Origin of the sequence: Methylobacterium sp. Leaf108 (genome assembly GCF_001423265.1) — a bacterium.
GTDB lineage: Bacteria > Pseudomonadota > Alphaproteobacteria > Rhizobiales > Beijerinckiaceae > Methylobacterium.
The window spans coordinates 226,771-245,139 of record NZ_LMND01000031.1 but is presented as its reverse complement, the minus strand read 5'-3'; the positions used below and the strand labels follow the sequence as shown (position 1 = coordinate 245,139).

Genomic DNA, 18,369 nt, shown 5'->3' with positions numbered 1-18,369 from the left:
GCGAACCGGCGAACGAAAACGGCCCCCGGAGCGATCCGGGGGCCGTTCTCTTGTCAGGTCTGGCCGTCAGCCGGCGTCAGTGACGACGCACGACCGGCGACACCGAACCCATGCGGCCGGCGAAGAAGGCCGCGAGGGCACCGAGCACCAGGGCGAGGGCGGCGTAGAGGGCACCCTGCGCGGCGGCGCTGCGGGTCGCCTCGGCGGCAGCCGTGGCCTTCTGCTTGGCGTCGGCCACGGTGGCCTCGTACTGGCGCTGGTAGTCCTGGATCTGGGCCTTGGCCTGGTCCGCCGGGATGCCCTGCGCCTTGGCGAGGGCGTCGGCGGCCTTGGTCTCGGCCTGGGCCTTCTGCGAGGCGTCGCCCGAGAGATAGGCGCGCACGGCGGCGGCGGCGGCGTCACGCAGGGCCTGCGGGTCCTGGTTGCCGGTGGACTGGCGGACCTGGTTCTCGATGCCGTCGAGCGGGTTGGAGATCTTGGTCAGCGAGGGGGCCGCGGCCTGGGCCGCCGTCTGGGCCGCGCCGCCGACGGCCGAACCGGCCCCGCCGATCACGCTGGTGATGCCGCCGAAGGCACCGCCGATGAGGCCGCCCACCGCCGAGGTCAGGAGGTAGACGATGACGAGGGTCGTCACCGCCCAGGACACCAGGCCGTGGTAGGCGGAGGTGCCGGCCGGCCGGCCCGACAGGCGCCCGGCGAGGAAGCCGCCGATGGCCGAGGCGACGATGCCCGAGATCACCCACCACAGGCCGGCGCCCGTCGACAGCGAACCGGCGGTCGGGGTGTCGGTGCCGGTCGGGTTGAGGACGGAGAGGCCGATGCCGAGGCCGACCATGTTGAGGATCATCTGCGCGACCAGCGCCGCGACGGCTCCGGCGAAGACGGCGCCCCAGGAGACCTGGTTGAGGGCGACGGTGGTACCCGCGTCCCGAACCTCGGCGGTCGTCGATGCGGATGGGTGGAGGGTCGTAGAAAGGGCCAAGGTGGGACTCCTGATGGTCGTACGCGAGAAAGACGAAAGCTGGTGGTATACCAAATAATCGTATTCATTCTCCGCCGGATCCGACGGGGAGCGAAGACGACCCAATGGTGGAGTGAGCGTGAGGAACCCGTTGTGCCGGGTCGAACCTGCGTTTCACCGACCGCCAACGTGTAGAGACCCATCGGGTTCGATCGTTTTTCCGAAAAACGAAATGCGCGTGGCAGATATGTCTCAGGCGACGTCGCCGCCGTGCCGGAGACCCGGTCCCGACGAAGCCCGGCCTGCACGGACTTTGGCCGCTGGCTTGCATACATGTTTTCCGCGACGGGTGGCGGGAGCGACGCGATGTGCCGTGGTGACGATCCGAACTGCGCCGGCTTCGAAGAGCATCGCCGGCGCTTCCTCGGCGAGCTCGCGCCGGAGCGGCGCGCCTTCATCAAGAGCGGCTTTCTCGCCACCGGTGGGGCGGCCGCCCTCGCCGCGGGCGGCATCTCGCTGGTCGGCCCTGCCCTGGCGCAGGCGAGCGCCAAGGGGATCAGACGGACCGCGCACTACCATCTGCCGGCCACCGCCGAGACGGTGCATTGGGGCTACTTCTCGAAGCTCCTCAAGCCCCAGGTCGAGATCGCGTCCGGTGACTACGTCACCATCGAGACCCTGACCCACCACGCCAACGACGATGCCGAGCGCATGGTGACGGGCGACCCCGGCGCCGAGAGCGTCTTCCTCTGGACGAAGGAGGCCAAGGGCGTCGCCCGCCGCGGTGCCGGCCCCGAGACTTCGCCCCTCGGCCCGGGCGGGGGGCTGGGCGTCCACATCTGCACCGGTCCGGTGGCGATCCGCGGGGCGGAGGCCGGCGACGTCCTCGAGGTCCGCATCCTCGACGTGGCGCCGCGCCCCTGCGCCAACCCGACATTCGAGGGCCGCAGCTTCGGCAGCAACGCCGCCGCCTGGTGGGGCTACCACCACAAGGACATGATCACCGGCGACCGCACCCGCGAGGTCGTGACCATCTACGAGGTCGACGCCAGCGGCGCGAGGGACTGGGCCAAGGCCGTCTACAACTTCCCCTGGCCCGGCGTCACCGACCCCGACGGGGTCGTCCATCCGACCATCGACTATCCCGGCCTGCCGGTCGACCACACGAAGACCAAGCGCAACTTCGACGTCCTCAAGGGCGTGCGCATCCCGATCCGCCCGCATTTCGGCACCATGGGGCTCGCGCCCAGGGAGGCCGACATGGTGAACTCGATTCCCCCGAGCTACACCGGCGGCAACATCGACAACTGGCGCATCGGCAAGGGCGCCACGATGTACTACCCGGTGGCCGTGCCCGGTGCCCTGTTCTCGGTGGGCGACCCCCACGCCAGCCAGGGCGATTCGGAGCTGTGCGGCACCGCCATCGAGTGCTCGCTCACCGGCACCTTCCAGTTCGTGCTGCACAAGAAGGCGGATCTGGCCGGCACCTCCCTCGAGGCCCTCGATTTCCCGATGATCGAGACGGCCGAGGAGTGGGTGCTCTCAGGGTTCAGCTACCCGAACTACCTCGTCGACCTCGGGCCCGACGCGCAGGCCGCGATCTTCGGCAAGTCCTCCATCGACCTCGCCATGCGCGATGCCTTCCGCAAGATGCGCCAGTTCCTGATGCACGCCCACCGGCTCACCGAGGACGAGGCGATCTCGCTGATGTCGATCGCCGTCGACTTCGGCATCACCCAGGTCGTCGACGGCAACTGGGGCGTCCACGCCATCGTCAAGAAGGCGATCTTTTCGGATCGGCCGAGCTGACCCGCACCCCGCGCGGGCCTCTCCGAACACCTCCCTTCCCCACCCGCACGTCCCTCCCACCACCGAAACGCCGAGGTTCCCCCGTGACGGCACTGAGCAAGACCCTCCCCGCCCTCGCCCTCCTGGGCTCCCTCCTCTCGGCCGGCCCGGCCTGCGCGCAGGCCCTGAAGGCCACGGTCTCGCAGGCCTTCCAGTCGATGCTCTACCTGCCGCTCTACGTGGCCATGGACGAGGGCCTGTTCGCCAAGGCCGGGATCGCGGTGACCAAGGAGACGGCCGGCGCCCCGAGCGTCGCCCTCTCGGCCGTCATCTCGAAGAGCGCCGAGTTCTCGATCCACGGGCCGGAATGGACGGCGGTGGCCGCCTCGAAGGGCGCTCCCGTCAACGTCATCGCCAACGTCGTCAACGGGGCGGCCGTGTGGATCGCCACGACGCCCGACTTCAACTTCACCGGCGTCCAGGACCTCAAGGGCCAGACCATCGTCACCGGCCTGATGCCGACCACGAGCACGTCGCTGTTCCTCAAGCTCCTCAAGGAGAACGGCCTCTCGAAGGACGACGTGACCCTCACCCAGGTCCAGCTCGGCACCGAGCCCGGCCCCTTCCTGGCCGGCCAGGCCAAGGTCGCGGTGCTCTACGAACCCGGCCTCGACCAGGTCGTGGCCAAGGGCATGAAGGTGGTGCTCGGGTTCCCCAAGCTCTACGGCCCCTACGCCTTCTCGGCGGTGAGCGCGCGCAAGGACGTCGACCCGGCCGCGGCCCAGGCCTTCGTCAACGGCATGCAGGCGGCGGTCACCCTGATGCAGGCCGAGCCGGCCAAGGCCGTGGCGGTGGCCAAGCGCCAGTTCCCGAACCTCGATCCGGCCGTGGTCGAGGCCGCCGTCAAGCGCATGATGGACGAGAAGGTCTATCCGGTGAGCGTCGACATCACCAAGGCGGCGCTGGCGCTCGGCCTCGACACGCAGATCGCCCTGGGCAACCTCGCCGCCCAGCCCGACTACGACACCTTCGTGCGCAAGGACTTCATCGCCAAGGCCCTGGCGGCCAACTGACGGCATGGCCATGCACCGCCTCGGCCTCCTCGACGCCCTGCGCGCCCTGCGCGCGGGCACCCTCGACCCCGCCGCCTACCGCGAGGCCTGCCTCGACCGGGCGCGGTCGTGGGAGCCCCGCCTCCACGCCTTCGCCCACCTCGACGCGGCGGCGGCGGTCGACGCCCCCGGGGCGCCGCTCGCCGGCATCCCGGTGGCGATCAAGGACATCGTCGCCACGCGCGACATGCCCACCACCAACGGCTCGCCGATCCATGCCGGTGATGTGCCCCGGGCCGATGCCGAGGTGGTGGCGCGCCTGCGCGCGCTCGGGGCCACCATCTTCGGCAAGACCGTGAGCACCGAGTTCGCGTTCCGCCATCCCGGCCCGACCCGCAACCCGTGGAACCCCGGCCATACGCCGGGCGGCTCGTCGAGCGGTTCGGCGGCGGCCGTGGCCGCCGGCATCGTGCCGCTGGCGCTGGGCACCCAGACCATGGGCTCGGTGATCCGGCCGGCGGCGTTCTGCGGCGTGGTCGGCTTCAAGCCGAGCTACGGCGCGATTCCCCGCACCGGGGTGCATCCCCTCGCCGGTTCCCTCGACCACGTCGGGTTCTTCACCCGCGCCGTGGCGGACGCCGCCTACGCCCTGAGCCTGCTCGCGGCGGCCAGCGACGCCGACCCGCACGGGCTGCCGCTGCCGCCGTTCCGGGTCGGGACCGAAGCCGACCTCGACATCGACCTCGACCTCGACCTCGGGCGCCCGCCCCGCCTCGCCCTCATGCGCACCTCGCGCTGGAGCGAGGTCGAGGGCGCGCAGCAGGACCTGCTGCTGGCCACCGCCGAGCGCCTGCGCATGGCCGGGGCCGTGGTGGTGGAGACGGAGTGGCCCCAGGCCTTCGACGCGCTCTGGACCATCGCCGCCGTGATCCTGGCGGCGGAGGCGAGCGCCACCTTCGGCCCCTTGCGCGACCGCTGGCCCACCCTCGTGAGCGAGCCCCTGGCCGGCCTGATCGCCGAGGGCCGCGCCGTGCCCGCTCCCGACTACGTGGCGGCCCTGCGCCGGCAGCGGGACCTGCGGGCCGGGCTCGGCCGGGTTCTCGATGGGTTCGATGCGGTCCTCACCGTGCCCGCCCCCGGCGCGGCGCCGGAGGGGCTCGCCAGCACCGGCGATCCGGGCTTCAACGTGCCCTGGACGTGCCTGGGCGCCCCGGCCCTGACGCTGCCGGTCGGGTTCGCCGACAGCGGCCTGCCGCTCGGGATCCAGCTCTGCGCAGATTATCGCCAGGACCTGCGGCTGCTGCGGGTCGGGCGCTGGTGCGAGGCCGCGATCGGCCGCGAGGTCCGGTTTCCGGCGTGAACCCCGTCAGGCGGCGCGGTTGCCGGCGGCGGGCAGGCGCAGGCCGCCGATCAGGCCGACGAGCTGGTGGCCGTGGTAGGGGGTGCGCAGGCAGGGTGCGCCGGAGACCTTCTTGTTCTCGGGGATGCGGTAGGGCAGCCGGGCCGTGTAGATGACGCTCACCGTGGGGTCGAGGCAGCGGGCGACGCTGGCCAGGGACAGGCCGTCGACGGCGTCGCGCACGTCGGCGTCGGTGATCACCACGTCGACGCGGCGGGTGGCGTGCAGCGACAGCAGCAGGCGCTCGGCCTCCTCGGCGGTGCGGGCGCTGACCACTTCGTAGTCGAACGCTTCGAGGCAGCTGGTGCTGATGCGGCGGGTCAGCTCGTCGCCGGCGAGCAGGAGCACGAGGGGGCGGCGGGACGGTGCGGACATGCGATGGATCCTGCGCGAACCGGCTTGAGGGCTGAACGATCCCCGATCTGACGCCGGTAACCTTACGTCGAACGCGGTTAACGAGGCGTTAACGCAGCCGATTGCTTGCTATAAGCGTGACCATACCAAGTAACGGTCCCGTACCGTCCTGGTGCGGACGCGATCTCGGGCCGGGGAGATCTGGCGTCGAAAGCGGCACTATGGTGCCGTCATCGTCGGCTTTCCTCCGGCAAAGACCAGAGGCAAGGGCCGTCGCGTACCGCTCCCCGTGCCTTCGGCCGCCTCGTCACCACGCCCGAACACAGGCCGCCCCCGCCGGGGAAGAATCTTTTGCAAAAAACCTCGGAACCATTTGCCGTTCGCCGCGTTGTGCTGCCTCGCGCGATGGCATGTCTTGGTCGGCCTTGCCGGCGAGGGTCCGAATTCGGACCTTCGTGGCTCAGGGATGCGCGAGCGATGCGGGACGCAGGCGCGCCGCGTTCGCACGTGTCGCAGGGCCCGGCCGCAAAACCGCTGGGCACCCTCGCACAACCTGCTTAGCTTGCTGGCATGACCGACGATCCCATCCGCGAATCGCGCGCCGCGCTCATCCTCCTCGCCCTCTGCGTCACGTCCGTGCTGCTGTTCGGCGCGATCACGGTGCTGACCCAGATCGATTGATCCGCCGCCGGCCGAACGGGTGCGGCGGCGAGGCCCGATTCACCCTGCCACGGGATGATCGCGGCGGGGATGGACGAATTGCACCGCCCTTGCGTTCACTTCCATAGGAGCCCGCCCGCGGGCGCAGGAGGGATCGCCTTGGACCAGGAACTATCCGGACGGCACATGGCGGCGATGTGCCTGGCCGCCGACAACCTGCTGCGGCAGCTGGCGAGCGAGGGGATGGACTATCGCATCACCGCCTCCGGCGGCACCGCCACGACGCTGCACCTGACGGTGCGCGACCTCACGCCCGAGATCTCGGAGCGGATCGTTCGCTGCCTTCGCGGCATCGGCGCCGAGCTCGATATCGTCCCGGACGCCGGCGAGGATCGCCGCCGCTGAGGTGCCGCCCCTACCGCAGTACCGATTTCTCGGGCCGGACGGGCGGCGGCAGCGCCTCGCCCAGGGCATCGCGCACGATCGATTCCACCTGCCGCAGCATCGCGTCGAGGGGCAGGTCGTTGGGCTCGGTGCCGAAGGGCTCCTCGAGTTCGTCGCCCAGGGCGTCGAGGCCGAAGAAGGTGTAGGCGACGAGCGCCGTTGCCACCGGCGTCGCCCAGCCCAGGGTGCCGGCCAGCCCGAACGGCAGCAGCAGGCAGTAGAGCCAGGCGGTGCGGTACAGCAGCAGCGTGTAGGCGAAGGGCAGCGGCGTGCCCTGGATGCGCTCGCAGACCACCTGCACCTGGGCCAGGGCGGCGACCTTCTGTTCCAGCATCCCGAGCACGATGTCGCTGAGGTTGCCCGCCCGGAACGCCCGGCCGAAATCCCCCCCGAGGCCGGCCAGGATCGCGTTGGCCGGGTTGGGGCTGTGCGCGAGCGCCTCCGCCTCCGCCGCGGGCAGCCAGGCACGCGCCACCTCGGCCTCGTCGCCGGTGCCGCGCAGGCTGGCGTGGAGGGCATGGGCGAAACCGCAGGCCCGCCGCAGGCTGCGCTGCGACAGCGCTTCCTGCTCGGGACCGAGCACGGCGGGCAGGAGGCGCGCGAGGCCGCGCACCTCGAGGATCAGGCTACCCCAGGCGCGTCGCCCCTCCCACCAGCGGTCGTAGCAGGCGCCGTTGCGAAAGCTCAGGAAGATCGACAGGGCGAGCCCGATCAGGGTGAAGGGCGCGATTCCCGGCCCGACGGGAAACAGTTCCGGAAAGGCCCGTTCGATCGCCACCACCGCCAGCGCGGTCGCCGAGATGCCGAGGATCTTGGGCGCCACGCGCGGCAGGATCGAGCCCTGGAGCGCGAACAGCACCACGAACAGGTTCGGGCGGGACCGGACGACCATGCTGCCTCGACGGCTGGACCAACGCCCGACGCGGCGCGTCCGGCGCGCCCTCCATCGGAGCCTTGGCAAACGCGGTCAACCGGGCAGTCCCGCCCGACGTCTCATCCCCTTTCCGGTTGATCACTTCGTGATGCGGACATGGGCTTCGCTCAGGCGCCGCGCGGGCTCGGTGATACGGGTCCCGCTTGATCCAAGCGGAAACCGTCTCAGTGCGCCTGCGCGAAGCCCGCAGCCATGTTGATCGCCAGCGCCAGGACGCTGGTGTTGAACAGGTAGGCGTAGACCGTCTGCACGGTGACGAGGCGGCGCATGTTCTTGGCGGTGATGTCGGTGTCCGAGGTCTGCGAGGTCGCCCCGATGGTGACCGAGAAGTAGAGGAAGTCCCAGAAATCCGGGTCGGGATCGCCGTTGAAGTCGAGGCCGCCGCGGCTCTCCCCGGTTTCGCCCTCGCCGTAGTACAGATGCGCGTAGTGGACGGTGAAGACCACCTGCACGAACACCCAGGTGCACAGCATGGTCAGCGCCGCGAGGGCGAGGCGGGCCCCCTTCATCGCCCCCGGCTCCTGCTCGCCGAGCACGAGCATGGCCACCGCGCCGCAACTCGCCGCCGCCGCGAGGATGGCGAAGAGCGAGATCACCGTGGCGCTGTCGTCGAGGCGGGAGGCCTCCTGCCGCAGGGCGTCGCGGGGTTGCCGGGCCGCGTTCCAGACGACGAGGCCGGTGTAGACGCCGACGCCGAGACACCAGCCGACGAGGAGCCGGACCGGGACCGACGCGATCGGCAACAGGACCGTGAGCCCGATCGTCAGCCCCATGGCGAGGAGAAGCCGCGGCCGCAGTCGAAAGGCCTCGAACGGATTGGTCATCGCTGGGTCTCCACCGGTGCGTGTCCGCGCGAAGGGTGCGGTGACCGCGCCCGAGGGGTCACGGCTGCGAGGGCGGCCGCGTACAGGCGCCGTCGCGGCAGGCCGGGCCGTCCGACGGCAGAACCTTGGCGATGAAGGGGCGCAGGGGAAGGAAGGCGCGGTAGGCGCGCTCGGCCAGCCACAGGGCGCCGGGCAGGCGCAGGACGAGCGCAAGCAGCCGCCAGGCCGGCAACTGCGCCCAGAGCCGGGCGAAGCCGGCCGCGCCAGAAGCGAGCCGGCCCTCGGCGTCCCGGACGTGGAACCGCGCCAGCGCCGTCGCCCGGTCGAGACCCGGGCCGAGCGCCTCGCCCTGTGCGACGTCGACGAAGGCCACCCGCTCCGCGCCTCGGCTGCGCCGGTAGAACGCGATCTCGCGGGCGCAGAGCGGACAGGCGCCGTCGAAATAGACGGTCAGGGCGGGGTCTCGGGTCGGTAACATCGGTGCGTCGTCCACGAAGTGTCCATGCGCAAGATAGGGCGGCCCGCCCCTTGCGGCGCCGTGGCGTCCCGTCGCCTGGGGCCCATGACGCTCGAACAAGGAGCCCACCATGCCGATGCAGCCCCACGTCTTCTCCGGCGGCGCCACGGGAGAGTGGCGCATCCGCGCGGTCCGCACCCTGTGCGGCCCGGAGTTGCCGGCGGCGACGCATCTCTCGGTCGGATTCTCGGTCGTCGAGGGGGCGGCCTGGACCCTGCGCGGGACCGTGAGCAACCTGCGCTATACGACGCGGCCCGAGCGGGACGCCCTGCGCGCCTCGCAGGCCCCCCTCGCCCGGGGCGAGGCCAGCCGTGCCACCCTCATCCCGATCGCCAAGACGGCGGCGTGGTGGGAGATGGCCCAGGACGAGCGCAGGGCCCTGTTCGAGGAGGTCTCGGGCCATACCCGCATCGGCATGGCCGCGCTTCCGGCGGTGGCCCGCCGCCTCCACCACGCCCGCGACCTCGGCGAGCCGTTCGATTTCCTGACCTGGTTCGAGTACGCGCCCGCGCACGAGGCGACCTTCGACGCCCTGCTCGCCGCGCTCAGGGCGACCCCGGAATGGTCCTACGTCGACAGGGAGATCGAGCTGCGGCTGGAGCGGGCGGGGTGACCCGGAGCCGCCTAAGCGGGTTCGCGTTGGCGAGCCAACGCTTCACCCTGCCTAGGTCTTTGGCGTGTCGCAGGTTTTCGACGCAGAACCGGTGGCGACCTTTGTGGACCCTGCCTAGCGCGCCACGGCCTTGATGGCCCCGCGCCCGGCGTAACGCCCCTGGGTGTCGAGGCCCTCCTCGATGCGGATGAGCTGGTTGTACTTGGCCAACCGGTCGGAGCGGGCCAGCGAACCGGTCTTGATCTGCCCGCAGTTGGTGGCGACGGCGAGGTCCGCGATGGTGGAATCCTCGGTCTCGCCCGAGCGGTGGGACATCACCGCCGTGTAGCCGGCGCGCTGGGCCATATCGACGGCCGCCAGCGTCTCGGTGAGGGTGCCGATCTGGTTGACCTTGATCAGGATCGAGTTGGCGGTGTTCTCGGCGATGCCCCGCGACAGGCGGGTGACGTTGGTGACGAACAGGTCGTCGCCCACGAGCTGGCAGCGGTCGCCCACCCGCTCGGTGAGGAGCTTCCAGCCGGCCCAGTCGTCCTCCGACATGCCGTCCTCGATCGACCAGATCGGGTAGGCGTCGACGAGGCCGGCGAGGTAGGCGACCTGGGCCTCGATGTCCCGGGTCTTGCCCTCGCCCTCGTAACGGTAGGCGCCGTCCTTGAAGAACTCGGTGGCGGCGCAATCGAGGGCCAGCACCATGTCGATGCCCGGCTTGAAGCCGGCCTTGGCGATCGACTCCATGACGAAGTCGAGAGCGGCCTCGGCCGAGGGCAGGTTGGGGGCGAAGCCGCCCTCGTCGCCGACGTTGGTGTTGTGGCCGGCCTGCTTCAGGGCGCTCTTGAGGGTGTGGAACACCTCCGAGCCCATCCGCACGGCCTCGGCGATGGAGCTCGCCCCCACCGGCATGATCATGAATTCCTGGAAGTCGATCGGGTTGTCGGCATGCGCGCCGCCGTTGATGATGTTCATCATCGGCACCGGCAGCACCCGGCCCTGCGTGCCGCCGACGTAGCGGTACAGCGGCAGGCCGGCGGTCTCGGCCGCGGCCTTGGCGACGGCCAGCGAGACGCCCAGGATCGCGTTGGCGCCGAGCCGCGCCTTGTTGGGGGTGCCGTCGAGGGCGATCATCGCCTCGTCGACGGCGATCTGGTCCTCGGCGTCCAAGCCGCCGATGGTGTCGAGGATCTCGGAGCGCACGGCCTCCACCGCCTTGCGCACGCCCTTGCCGCCGAAGCGGGCCTTGTCGCCGTCGCGCAGTTCCATCGCCTCGTGCGCGCCGGTGGAGGCGCCCGAGGGCACCGCGGCGCGGCCGAAACAGCCGTCCTCGAGGAGGACGTCCACCTCGATCGTCGGGTTGCCGCGGCTGTCGAGGATCTCGCGGGCGGCGATGTTGGTGATGGCGGTCATGGCGACCTCTCCGAAAACGTCTGGCAGGAACGTCGAACGATCGACGGTGCGGCATGTCGCACGCGAGCGACGAGGCTTATCCGCCAACGTCCCGCTTCGGGCAAGCGCCCGGGCCCGGCCTGGAGGCCCGAGGCCGTGAGGAAACGTTTGACGGTCCGATCAGAAAAACTGACGCGCCGCTTCCGGGTGATGCACCCGCCGCAGCTTGCGCTATAAGCCGTCCATGACGAACGACACGCTGCAACTCGGCCAACAGACCCAGGCGCCGGAATCCCCCGAGACCGCCCGGCTCGACAGGGTGCCCAACCCGCACCCCGACCAGGACTACCTCGCCCGGTTCACGGTGCCGGAGTTCACCTCGCTGTGCCCGGTGACCGGGCAACCGGATTTCGCGATCCTGGTGATCGACTACGTGCCCGACCGCTGGCTCGTGGAATCCAAGTCGCTCAAGCTCTACCTCGGCGCCTTCCGCAACCACGGTGCCTTCCACGAGGATTGCACGGTGGGCGTCGGCCGGCGCCTCGTCGATCTGCTGGCGCCGCGCTGGCTGCGCATCGGCGGCTATTGGTATCCGCGCGGCGGCATCCCCATCGACGTGTTCTGGCAGACCGGGGCGCCGCTGCCGTCGGTGTGGCTGCCCGACCAGGGCGTCCCCCCCTACCGGGCCCGGTAGGAGCGCTCCAGGGTCCGACCGCAAACGAAGACGGGCGCCCGGTCCGACCGGGCGCCCGTCTCATCCTCGACCGATGGCCGAATCTCAGTAGCCGTAACCGTAGGCCGGCTGCCGGTATCCGTAGGCGGGACGGCCATAACCGCCGCGATTGTAGGAATCGCGCGCCGCTCCGGCGGCGATGGCTCCGGCGGCCAGGCCGGCGATGCCGAGGCCGACGGCGGCGCCGGTCCCGATGCCACGACGTCCACCGCCACGGCCGTAGCCATAGGCGCCGCGCCCGCCGTGATGGCCGTAGCCGCCGTGGTGACCGTGACCGTAGCCGTGGCCCCGGGGACGGGCATCCGCGGAGGTCGCCATCATGGCGCCGATCGACAGGGTCACCGCGGAAATCAATGCGAGCTTGCGCATGGTCGTCCTTATCGTTGTTTCGGGAAACGCTTAGTTTGGGCAACGGGCGGGAGCCCGATGTGTTCCCGAACGCGGTCCCGAGATCATCGGCGCCGCCCTAAGCAGGTTCGCGTCGGCAGGCCGACGCTTCATCCTGCTCAGGGTCTCGGGCGTCGCAGGTTTTCGACGCGAAACCGGTGACCCCCTTTGCGAAACCTGCTGAGGTGATCCGATAACTGGACCGGCCAAGGGTGGACGGCATCAGGCGCTTGAGCACGACGTGGGTGGGCGCACACAGGAGGAGCGGAATGCCGACGACGAGGGCCGCAAACCAGAGGTAAGGGTGCATGAGTGTCTGGGCGACGTTGTCGTTCATTCCCCAGACGTAGTTGATGTTCACAGGCTGGAAGCCGGGATCGGGCCGGGGTTCGGGCATCAGTGTGAAGCAGACGACGAGCACCACGATGGCCAGCAGCGACCAAGCGCCCCAGGCCCTCTGGTCATACCCAAGACGCCACACGAGGAAGACGAGGAGGAAAGGCAACCACCCATGGAACAGGGACAGGCCGCGCAGGAACAGCGACGCGTCTGCCTTGAACATGTAGGCGGTCATTCCAACGATGGGCGCGCCAACGGCGCTCGCAATGAAGTCTGCCACCCACAAGGTCTGCGGAAGCAGGATGCCGACTGCGCACATCGACACGAGAAGCGCGCTCTCTGTCCAAATGCCTATTAGCGTGAGGATCAGCGCCAAGTCACAAAAGTATAGGAAGTTGGTCGGACCGTAGAACGTCCAGTACGTCGGCAGCAGGACGGCCATGAAGCCCGTGTAGGCCAGCTTCAGCTCTATCGGCAGCGCCTGCACGCGCTTTGGTGTGACCGTTGTGGGAGGATGCAGGCCGCCCTCCTCTGGTGCTTCCCCACGTACCATTTCCGCCCCTCCACCGCTTCAGATCGTGGTCGGATTGTGCCCTTGTGCCGTGCCAACGAGCGTGCAGGTTCGCACAGTGTGCAAACTGCTTTTCCGAGCCTGCCGGCTCAATCGACAACAGATGCTGCCGACAACAGATGCTGCCAGCCTGACAGGCGATCGCCCGTGCCGAGCCGGCAAGGCTGACTCGCTTCGGGAAAAAGCGCCGCTCCTCACCATAGCTCGGCCGGGCATAGACCTGGCGGGATTGCGCATGGATCGCCTCCCCCAGGGCGCCGGACGTGCGTTTCATGGCGGTGGCATCGTAGGCTCGGCGATCCGCACGCCGAGTTCGTGGGGCTGGCTGCGACCGTCAGACAGGCAGCCAGTCGCGCCCGGATCGTTTCAGGGATGCCGGCTAAGCAGGGTTGGCAGAAGCGGTCACCGGTTTTGCGTCGAAAACCTGCTTAGCCTGCACGCTGGCCTTGGTTCAGGCCGGCGCGCCGACGCAGGACGATAGTCCGGCCCGGCTGCAGCACGCAGACGGTGAGGTTGTCCGCCAGCATGTCCTCGCGCGGCCCGGTCTCGCAGCGGAGCAGGGCGGCGCCGGTGCGGCCCTCGGCCGGGGCGCCGGTGAGGAGGGAGCGCCGGTGCAGGGTCAGCGCCAGGACTTCGACGTCCCGCGCCCGCGCGCCGGTGAGACCCTGGCCGGCCAGGCCGATCAGCACGAAGTAAGGCCGGAGCGGCTCGCGCGCGACCGCGCCGAACACCATCCGTTGCGGCTTGCCGCAGGCCAGACTCATGCGGTCGGCGTCGGCGGCGCGGAACACCGCCCCGTCGCCCGCCCGCCCGGCCAGCGAGGCCCCGGTGGCCCGGATCATCCGCGCCGTGAGCGCGTCGCAGGCATCGCCCGCCCGCGCCATGGCCGGCGCGGTCACGCAGGCCAGGACGACGACGGCCGCCATGACGGCGGGCAGGAGCGGGATGCGCTGGATCATGGCCGACACGTCTACCCCAGCCGCCGGGGGACGGCCATGGGTTCGCTGGCGACGCGCGCCTCCCTCCGACTCACGCCGGCAGCCAGTCTCCCGACGCGGTGCGGCAGACGAGCTGCTGGGGCAGTGCGGTGGTCCCTGTCCCGTCGATGGAGGCGGAGGTGTCGGCGGCCCGGCAGATGCGGTTGCCCGCCGCCTCGGCGGCGACCGCGGGGGCGGCCTGGGGCCTCACCGTGATCTGGCGCTGGCGCCCGTCCGCGCCCTGGTAGGCGAGGTACTGCGGCGTGTTGGTCGCCGCGGCCGCGATCTGAGCGTTGCGGATGCGCTCCTTGTCCTGGGCGTCGAGGGCGGTGAGGACGGCGCAGGCGAGGCCGCCGACCCCCGCTCCCACCGCCGCGCCGACGCCCGCGCGCCGGCCCCCGCCGGTGGCGGCGCCCACCAGCGCGCCGATGCCGGCCCCGATCAGGGTCGAGGCGACGCAGCGCCCGATCGCGTCGTCGAGGAGCGGCCGCGAGGCAGCGGCACTGCTCCCTCCTCCTCCGCCACCGCGCGTACTCGTGCAGCCCCCGAGCAAGCCGACGACGCAAAGGGCCACGCCCATCGCCCTGAAGCCCCGATTGGTCATCGTCCCGTCACCCCCGGCCCGTCCGTGAACCGCCCCGTCCGTCGCGGGATGCGGCCGACGGGGCGGCCCGGCCCCCGGCGCGCCCCGCGATCTCGTGTCCGTGCCGTCCGTCAGAACGGCCGGTCCTCGACGCGCTGGATGTCGAAGCGCAGGTCTTCGCGGCGCAGGCCGTTCTCGCCGCTGAAGATCACCTTGGGGTCGAAGATGCGGCCCGAGGCGGCACCCGCCTTGAGGGTCATCTCGACGTTGCGGGCGCCGCCGAAGGGCAGCTTGCCCCGCTCGGCGGGCTCCGCCTGGGGGTCGGGAAACCAGGCCAGCGCGAAGCGGCCGTCGCCGCGCAGCTCGCAGGTCTCGCCCTTGCACAGCATCTTGCCGTCGAGGGGCGTCGCGGTGGTGCGCGACAGGGTGGTCTCGACCCAGGCGTTGACGAGGTCGCCCTGGGCGGTGGCCGCGAGCCGGACCTGGAGCGGCGTGCGCTGGCCGACGTAGTCGATGAAGCCGGCGTAGACGCGGCTGCTCACCGGCTCGGCGAGCAGGCGCGGCAGGCCGTCCGAGCGCACCCCCGCGAGGCTGCCCTTGGCGCCGAGCACCAGGGCGCGGGCGAACTCGAGGCTCGGCGCATCGCCGAGGGTGGCACCCGCGAGGTAGACCTCGGCCCGCCCGAAATCGATGCCGGTCTTCTCCGCGAGCTGGAAGCCGCGCTCGCGGGCGCTTCCCACGTCCTTGAAGCTTGAGCGGTCCGTCACCTGGAAGGGCGTGACGAGGAGGAAGCGCGGCAGGCCGTGGTTGAGGTCGGCGAGCCGGCCCGCGGTCTGGAGCGCTCCGAGCAGCCCTCCCGTCGGAACCGGAACGGCGGCGATCTCGGCGGCCCGCTTCTGCACCTGCGCCACCGCCCTGGCGATGCCGGAGGCGAAGCCCTCGCGGGCCGCCTTGCCCTTGGCCGCCTGCCCGGTGCCGATGAAGGTGTCGAACAGGGAATCGGCCTTGCCGGCGGCCTGTGCCTCCTCGTGCGAGAGGTTGGGCGAGCAGCCCACGAACAGCGGCACCAGCTCGCTGCCGTCGCGGCGCGCCACCATCACGGTGAACCGCTCGCGGGCGCCGAGCGTGCCGAGGCTCGCCTCCCTGGCGTCGGCGGCCTCCACCACCATGCGCGTCCAGCGCTGGTTGGCCTGCGCCTCGCCGGAGACGATGGCCTCGTCGAGGACGACGACGGTCTGGCGCAGGGAGCGCGGCTCTCCGGCCCTGGGGCAGGTCTGCTCCTGGCGCACCACCTCGTAGGCGGTCGCCGCATGGCCGGAGACCGGCATGAGCAGCCCGGCCACGAGGAGGCACGAAGGAAGGATGTGCGGGACGAGGGTCATGTCCGATGTCCCGCTCAGGCGTGGCCGAGGCCGAGGCGACGGCCGAGGTAATCGTCGGCCTCGAGGTCGCGCCGGGTCCCGATGTCCCCGGAGGCGAGGTCGTCGTGGGTGAAGCGGGTCTGCACCCCGCGTTTGCGCGCCTCGGCGACGAGGCGGTTGCGGTAGCTCTCCAGGAGCCCGAGCACCCGCGCGTCCTGGCGCGCCACGACATCGAAGCGGGCGCGGCAGGCGGCGTAGTTGCGCAGGCCCTTGGCCTGGTCGGCCTCGCGCCGGTCGAGCTGCTCGCGGTCGCGCCGCGCCTGCTCGATGCGCTGCTGCTGCTGGCGCTCGAGGCCCTTGCGGTAGGCGGCCTGGGACTGCGCCTTGAGAAGGTCGAGGCGGGCGCGTTCCTCGGCGAAGTCGGGCACCGGGTCCTCGGTGAACAGCACCCAGGCCACGGCCACGGCGTAGACGGCGAGGTTGCCGATGAAGGCGATCCCGTAGATCGCCACGGTACTGCCACCCTCCTCCCCCAGCGCCGCCTGCCGGTTCAGGGCCTCGGCCACGAGGTAGGAGCGGCTGAAGACGATGGCGGCCGCGCCGATGAGGAACAGGACGGCGGCCACGGCCAGGTGCCGGTAGCTGTCGGCCCGCAGGCGCCGGGTGACGTTGTCGCCGAAGCGCTCGCCCCATTGCCGCAGGATGCGCCCCAGGAGGTGGCTGGAGAAGGCGAACAGGATGGCGATGAGCAGGACCGAGGCGGTGGCGAGCGCCGGCGTCAGGAAGTCGATCCTGAGGAAGGACGACAGGTTGAGCGGAAACTCGAGCAGCATGATCGCCGCCACGCCGCCGTGCTTGAACACCGGGTTCCAGGCGCCGGCATCGCGCCCGTGCTGGGACCTCTTGTACGCGTATTCGGAGCGCAGCCGGTCGATCTCGGCCTCGCGGTCGCGGATCCTCTTGCTCTGGAAGAAGCCGTCGCGCTCGGCGCGCAGGTGGCCCTGCTTGACCTGCTCGATCCGGTCGCGCTCGGCCTCGTAGAGGAAGCCGGGGTTGCCGCCCAGCGTCTCCTGTTCGAAGCCGCGGCGGATCTCGGCGATGGCCGAGACCCGGGCGGAGGCGACGCGGGTGCGGTACCAGATCTCCATGGCCGGGGTCAGCAGGGCCGGGCTGTCGGCCGCGGCCCCGTGCGAGGACGAGAGCGGCACCGTCGGGCAGGCCGCCTCCTCGGCGATCCGGGCCGACAGGTCGGCGGCGACGGGGCCGTCCGCCGACAGGTCGAGGGCCTGGTACTCGGACAGGCTCATCGGTCCGGCCTCGGCACGAGGACGCGCTGCTCGCGCAGGTCGATCACGATGGGGTCGTCGCGGGTGATGGTCACCACGGTCCTTTCCGGGGGCGGGGGGCGCGCGACGACCGCGGGCGTCGCGCCTTCCGGCGTCACCGCGACCCGGGCGGGCGGGACGATCGACACGAGGTCGGAGTCCTGGATGGTCGGGAGCGCGACGGCGACGTCGGCGGGCGCGATCGCCACGGTGCGCCGCTCCGGCAGGGACGAGGTCACCGGCGCGGCCTCGACCCGCGGCAGCAGCGCGAAGGAGCGCAGGCAGGCGGCGCGCTGGCGCGGCTCGGCCCCGGCGCAGACCAGGGCCTCCTGCTTGGCGAGCCAGGCCCCCACCGCCTCGGGCTTGCGGCCGAACAGGAACTCCACCCGCCGGTTGCGGGTCATGGCCTCGTCGGAGGTGTTGGGGACGAGGGGCACCGCCTCGCCGAAGCCGATGCGCCAGATGGTGGCCTGGCGCACGCCGCGGCGCTTGAGCGCCTGGGCCACGGTCTCGGCCCGGCGCACCGACAGGTCGAAATTGTAGGCGTCGCCGCCACGGCTGTCGGTATGGCCGGAGATGAACACCGCCGTGTCCGAGGCCTCGCGCCGCAGCGCCTCGGCGACCACGTCGATCACCGCCTCGGCCTCCGGGCGCAGCTCCGCCCGGGCGGTATCGAAGAACACCTGCTGCCCGAACACCACCCGCAGGACCGGGATGTCGGTGTTGAAGCTCGCGGGCAGCTCACGCCGCGGCACCCGGGATTCGAAGAAGCGCGGGCTGGCGTTCAGGGTCGCGTCCGAGAGGCGCCGCAACCGGGCCGTGCGGTCCTGGTGCTCGAGCAGGACCGTGTCCTGCCACGACAGGATCACGTCCCGGGCCGCTCCCGAGGCGGGCACCAGCAGCAGTGCCGCCAGGACGGCCGCCCGCGACGCTCCGCTGCAGATCGACTCGACGGCCCGCTCCACCCCTGCCCCCGCCACCCTGTCCTGAAACAACTACAGGTGTGACGCTAAATCTGAGGTTTATTGATCGTCAACAGACGCCCGGCGATAAGCGTGGGGGATGGCGCTCTGTGACCGCCATTGTGGTTTTCGTGCAACGAGACGGTGCATCGATCGGGGGTCGCGACGGCGAACGCCGGCCCGCCCCATGGGGCGGACCGGCGCT

At 71.1% G+C, this 18,369-nt stretch carries 19 protein-coding genes; 6 read left to right on the top strand and 13 right to left on the bottom strand.

The window, feature by feature from the left end; all coding sequences use genetic code 11:
- Positions 1–76: 76 nt before the first annotated feature.
- Positions 77–982 carry a hypothetical protein gene (locus ASF39_RS15840; protein WP_055882554.1) on the bottom strand — a complete coding sequence of 302 codons (906 nt, stop codon included), beginning with the start codon at positions 980–982 and terminating at the stop codon, positions 77–79.
- A gap of 345 nt (positions 983–1,327) precedes the next feature.
- Here ASF39_RS15840 and ASF39_RS15835 point away from each other — a divergent pair, with 345 nt between their 5' ends.
- The 3 genes from ASF39_RS15835 (at position 1,328) to ASF39_RS15825 (ending at position 5,161) form a co-directional block, all read left to right on the top strand.
- Positions 1,328–2,770, top strand: a complete 1,443-nt coding sequence (locus ASF39_RS15835; protein WP_056285625.1) for an acetamidase/formamidase family protein — start codon at positions 1,328–1,330, stop codon at positions 2,768–2,770.
- Between the two features lie 83 nt (positions 2,771–2,853).
- Positions 2,854–3,822 carry an ABC transporter substrate-binding protein gene (locus ASF39_RS15830; RefSeq protein WP_056285622.1) on the top strand — a complete coding sequence of 323 codons (969 nt, stop codon included), beginning with the start codon at positions 2,854–2,856 and terminating at the stop codon, positions 3,820–3,822.
- Positions 3,823–3,832: 10 nt separating this feature from the next.
- A complete protein-coding gene (locus tag ASF39_RS15825) occupies positions 3,833–5,161 on the top strand; it encodes an amidase (RefSeq protein WP_056285802.1) in 1,329 nt (442 codons plus the stop codon).
- A 6-nt stretch (positions 5,162–5,167) separates the two neighbouring features.
- Here the strand turns inward: ASF39_RS15825 and ASF39_RS15820 are convergent, their stop codons facing one another.
- On the bottom strand, positions 5,168–5,575 hold the full coding sequence (locus tag ASF39_RS15820; RefSeq protein ID WP_055882545.1) for a response regulator: 408 nt from the start codon (positions 5,573–5,575) through the stop codon (positions 5,168–5,170).
- 798 nt (positions 5,576–6,373) lie between these two features.
- On the opposite strand from ASF39_RS15820, the gene ASF39_RS15815 reads away from it, so the two are divergent.
- Positions 6,374–6,619, top strand: coding sequence for a hypothetical protein (locus tag ASF39_RS15815; RefSeq protein ID WP_156399293.1), 246 nt, complete (start codon positions 6,374–6,376; stop codon positions 6,617–6,619).
- Between the two features lie 10 nt (positions 6,620–6,629).
- Here the strand turns inward: ASF39_RS15815 and ASF39_RS15810 are convergent, their stop codons facing one another.
- From ASF39_RS15810 to ASF39_RS15800, 3 genes are all read right to left on the bottom strand, one after another.
- Positions 6,630–7,550 (bottom strand): bestrophin family protein, encoded by a 921-nt coding sequence (locus tag ASF39_RS15810; RefSeq protein ID WP_055882538.1) that lies wholly within the window; start codon positions 7,548–7,550, stop codon positions 6,630–6,632.
- Between the two features lie 206 nt (positions 7,551–7,756).
- Entirely contained in the window at positions 7,757–8,416 is a 660-nt protein-coding gene (locus ASF39_RS15805; RefSeq protein ID WP_056285617.1) for a DUF1345 domain-containing protein, read from the bottom strand.
- Positions 8,417–8,474: 58 nt separating this feature from the next.
- A complete protein-coding gene (locus ASF39_RS15800; RefSeq protein ID WP_056285616.1) occupies positions 8,475–8,894 on the bottom strand; it encodes a DUF393 domain-containing protein in 420 nt (139 codons plus the stop codon).
- 115 nt (positions 8,895–9,009) lie between these two features.
- Here ASF39_RS15800 and ASF39_RS15795 point away from each other — a divergent pair, with 115 nt between their 5' ends.
- The gene (locus ASF39_RS15795) at positions 9,010–9,546 is read left to right on the top strand and encodes a chlorite dismutase family protein (protein ID WP_156648533.1); all 537 of its coding nucleotides are present in this window, start codon (positions 9,010–9,012) and stop codon (positions 9,544–9,546) included.
- A gap of 114 nt (positions 9,547–9,660) precedes the next feature.
- Here the strand turns inward: ASF39_RS15795 and eno are convergent, their stop codons facing one another.
- The gene (gene eno, locus ASF39_RS15790; RefSeq protein ID WP_056285601.1) at positions 9,661–10,947 is read right to left on the bottom strand and encodes a phosphopyruvate hydratase; all 1,287 of its coding nucleotides are present in this window, start codon (positions 10,945–10,947) and stop codon (positions 9,661–9,663) included.
- Between the two features lie 223 nt (positions 10,948–11,170).
- Here eno and queF point away from each other — a divergent pair, with 223 nt between their 5' ends.
- A complete protein-coding gene (gene queF, locus ASF39_RS15785; protein ID WP_056285598.1) occupies positions 11,171–11,620 on the top strand; it encodes a preQ(1) synthase in 450 nt (149 codons plus the stop codon).
- 84 nt (positions 11,621–11,704) lie between these two features.
- Here the strand turns inward: queF and ASF39_RS15780 are convergent, their stop codons facing one another.
- The 7 genes from ASF39_RS15780 to ASF39_RS15750 form a co-directional block, all read right to left on the bottom strand.
- Complete coding sequence (locus ASF39_RS15780; protein ID WP_056285594.1) at positions 11,705–12,028, bottom strand: hypothetical protein; 324 nt, start codon at positions 12,026–12,028, stop codon at positions 11,705–11,707.
- 97 nt (positions 12,029–12,125) lie between these two features.
- Positions 12,126–12,938, bottom strand: a complete 813-nt coding sequence (locus tag ASF39_RS15775) for a hypothetical protein (RefSeq protein WP_244472434.1) — start codon at positions 12,936–12,938, stop codon at positions 12,126–12,128.
- A 446-nt stretch (positions 12,939–13,384) separates the two neighbouring features.
- On the bottom strand, positions 13,385–13,915 hold the full coding sequence (locus tag ASF39_RS15770; RefSeq protein ID WP_244472433.1) for a hypothetical protein: 531 nt from the start codon (positions 13,913–13,915) through the stop codon (positions 13,385–13,387).
- Between the two features lie 70 nt (positions 13,916–13,985).
- Positions 13,986–14,537 carry a hypothetical protein gene (locus ASF39_RS15765; protein WP_156387587.1) on the bottom strand — a complete coding sequence of 184 codons (552 nt, stop codon included), beginning with the start codon at positions 14,535–14,537 and terminating at the stop codon, positions 13,986–13,988.
- 110 nt (positions 14,538–14,647) lie between these two features.
- Positions 14,648–15,898, bottom strand: coding sequence for a hypothetical protein (locus ASF39_RS15760; RefSeq protein ID WP_056285590.1), 1,251 nt, complete (start codon positions 15,896–15,898; stop codon positions 14,648–14,650).
- Positions 15,899–15,912: 14 nt separating this feature from the next.
- Positions 15,913–17,184, bottom strand: a complete 1,272-nt coding sequence (locus ASF39_RS15755) for a hypothetical protein (protein ID WP_055882509.1) — start codon at positions 17,182–17,184, stop codon at positions 15,913–15,915.
- A complete protein-coding gene (locus ASF39_RS15750; protein ID WP_162240603.1) occupies positions 17,181–18,182 on the bottom strand; it encodes an OmpA family protein in 1,002 nt (333 codons plus the stop codon). Before ASF39_RS15750 ends, ASF39_RS15755 begins: the two co-directional genes overlap by 4 nt.
- Positions 18,183–18,369 lie beyond the last annotated feature (187 nt).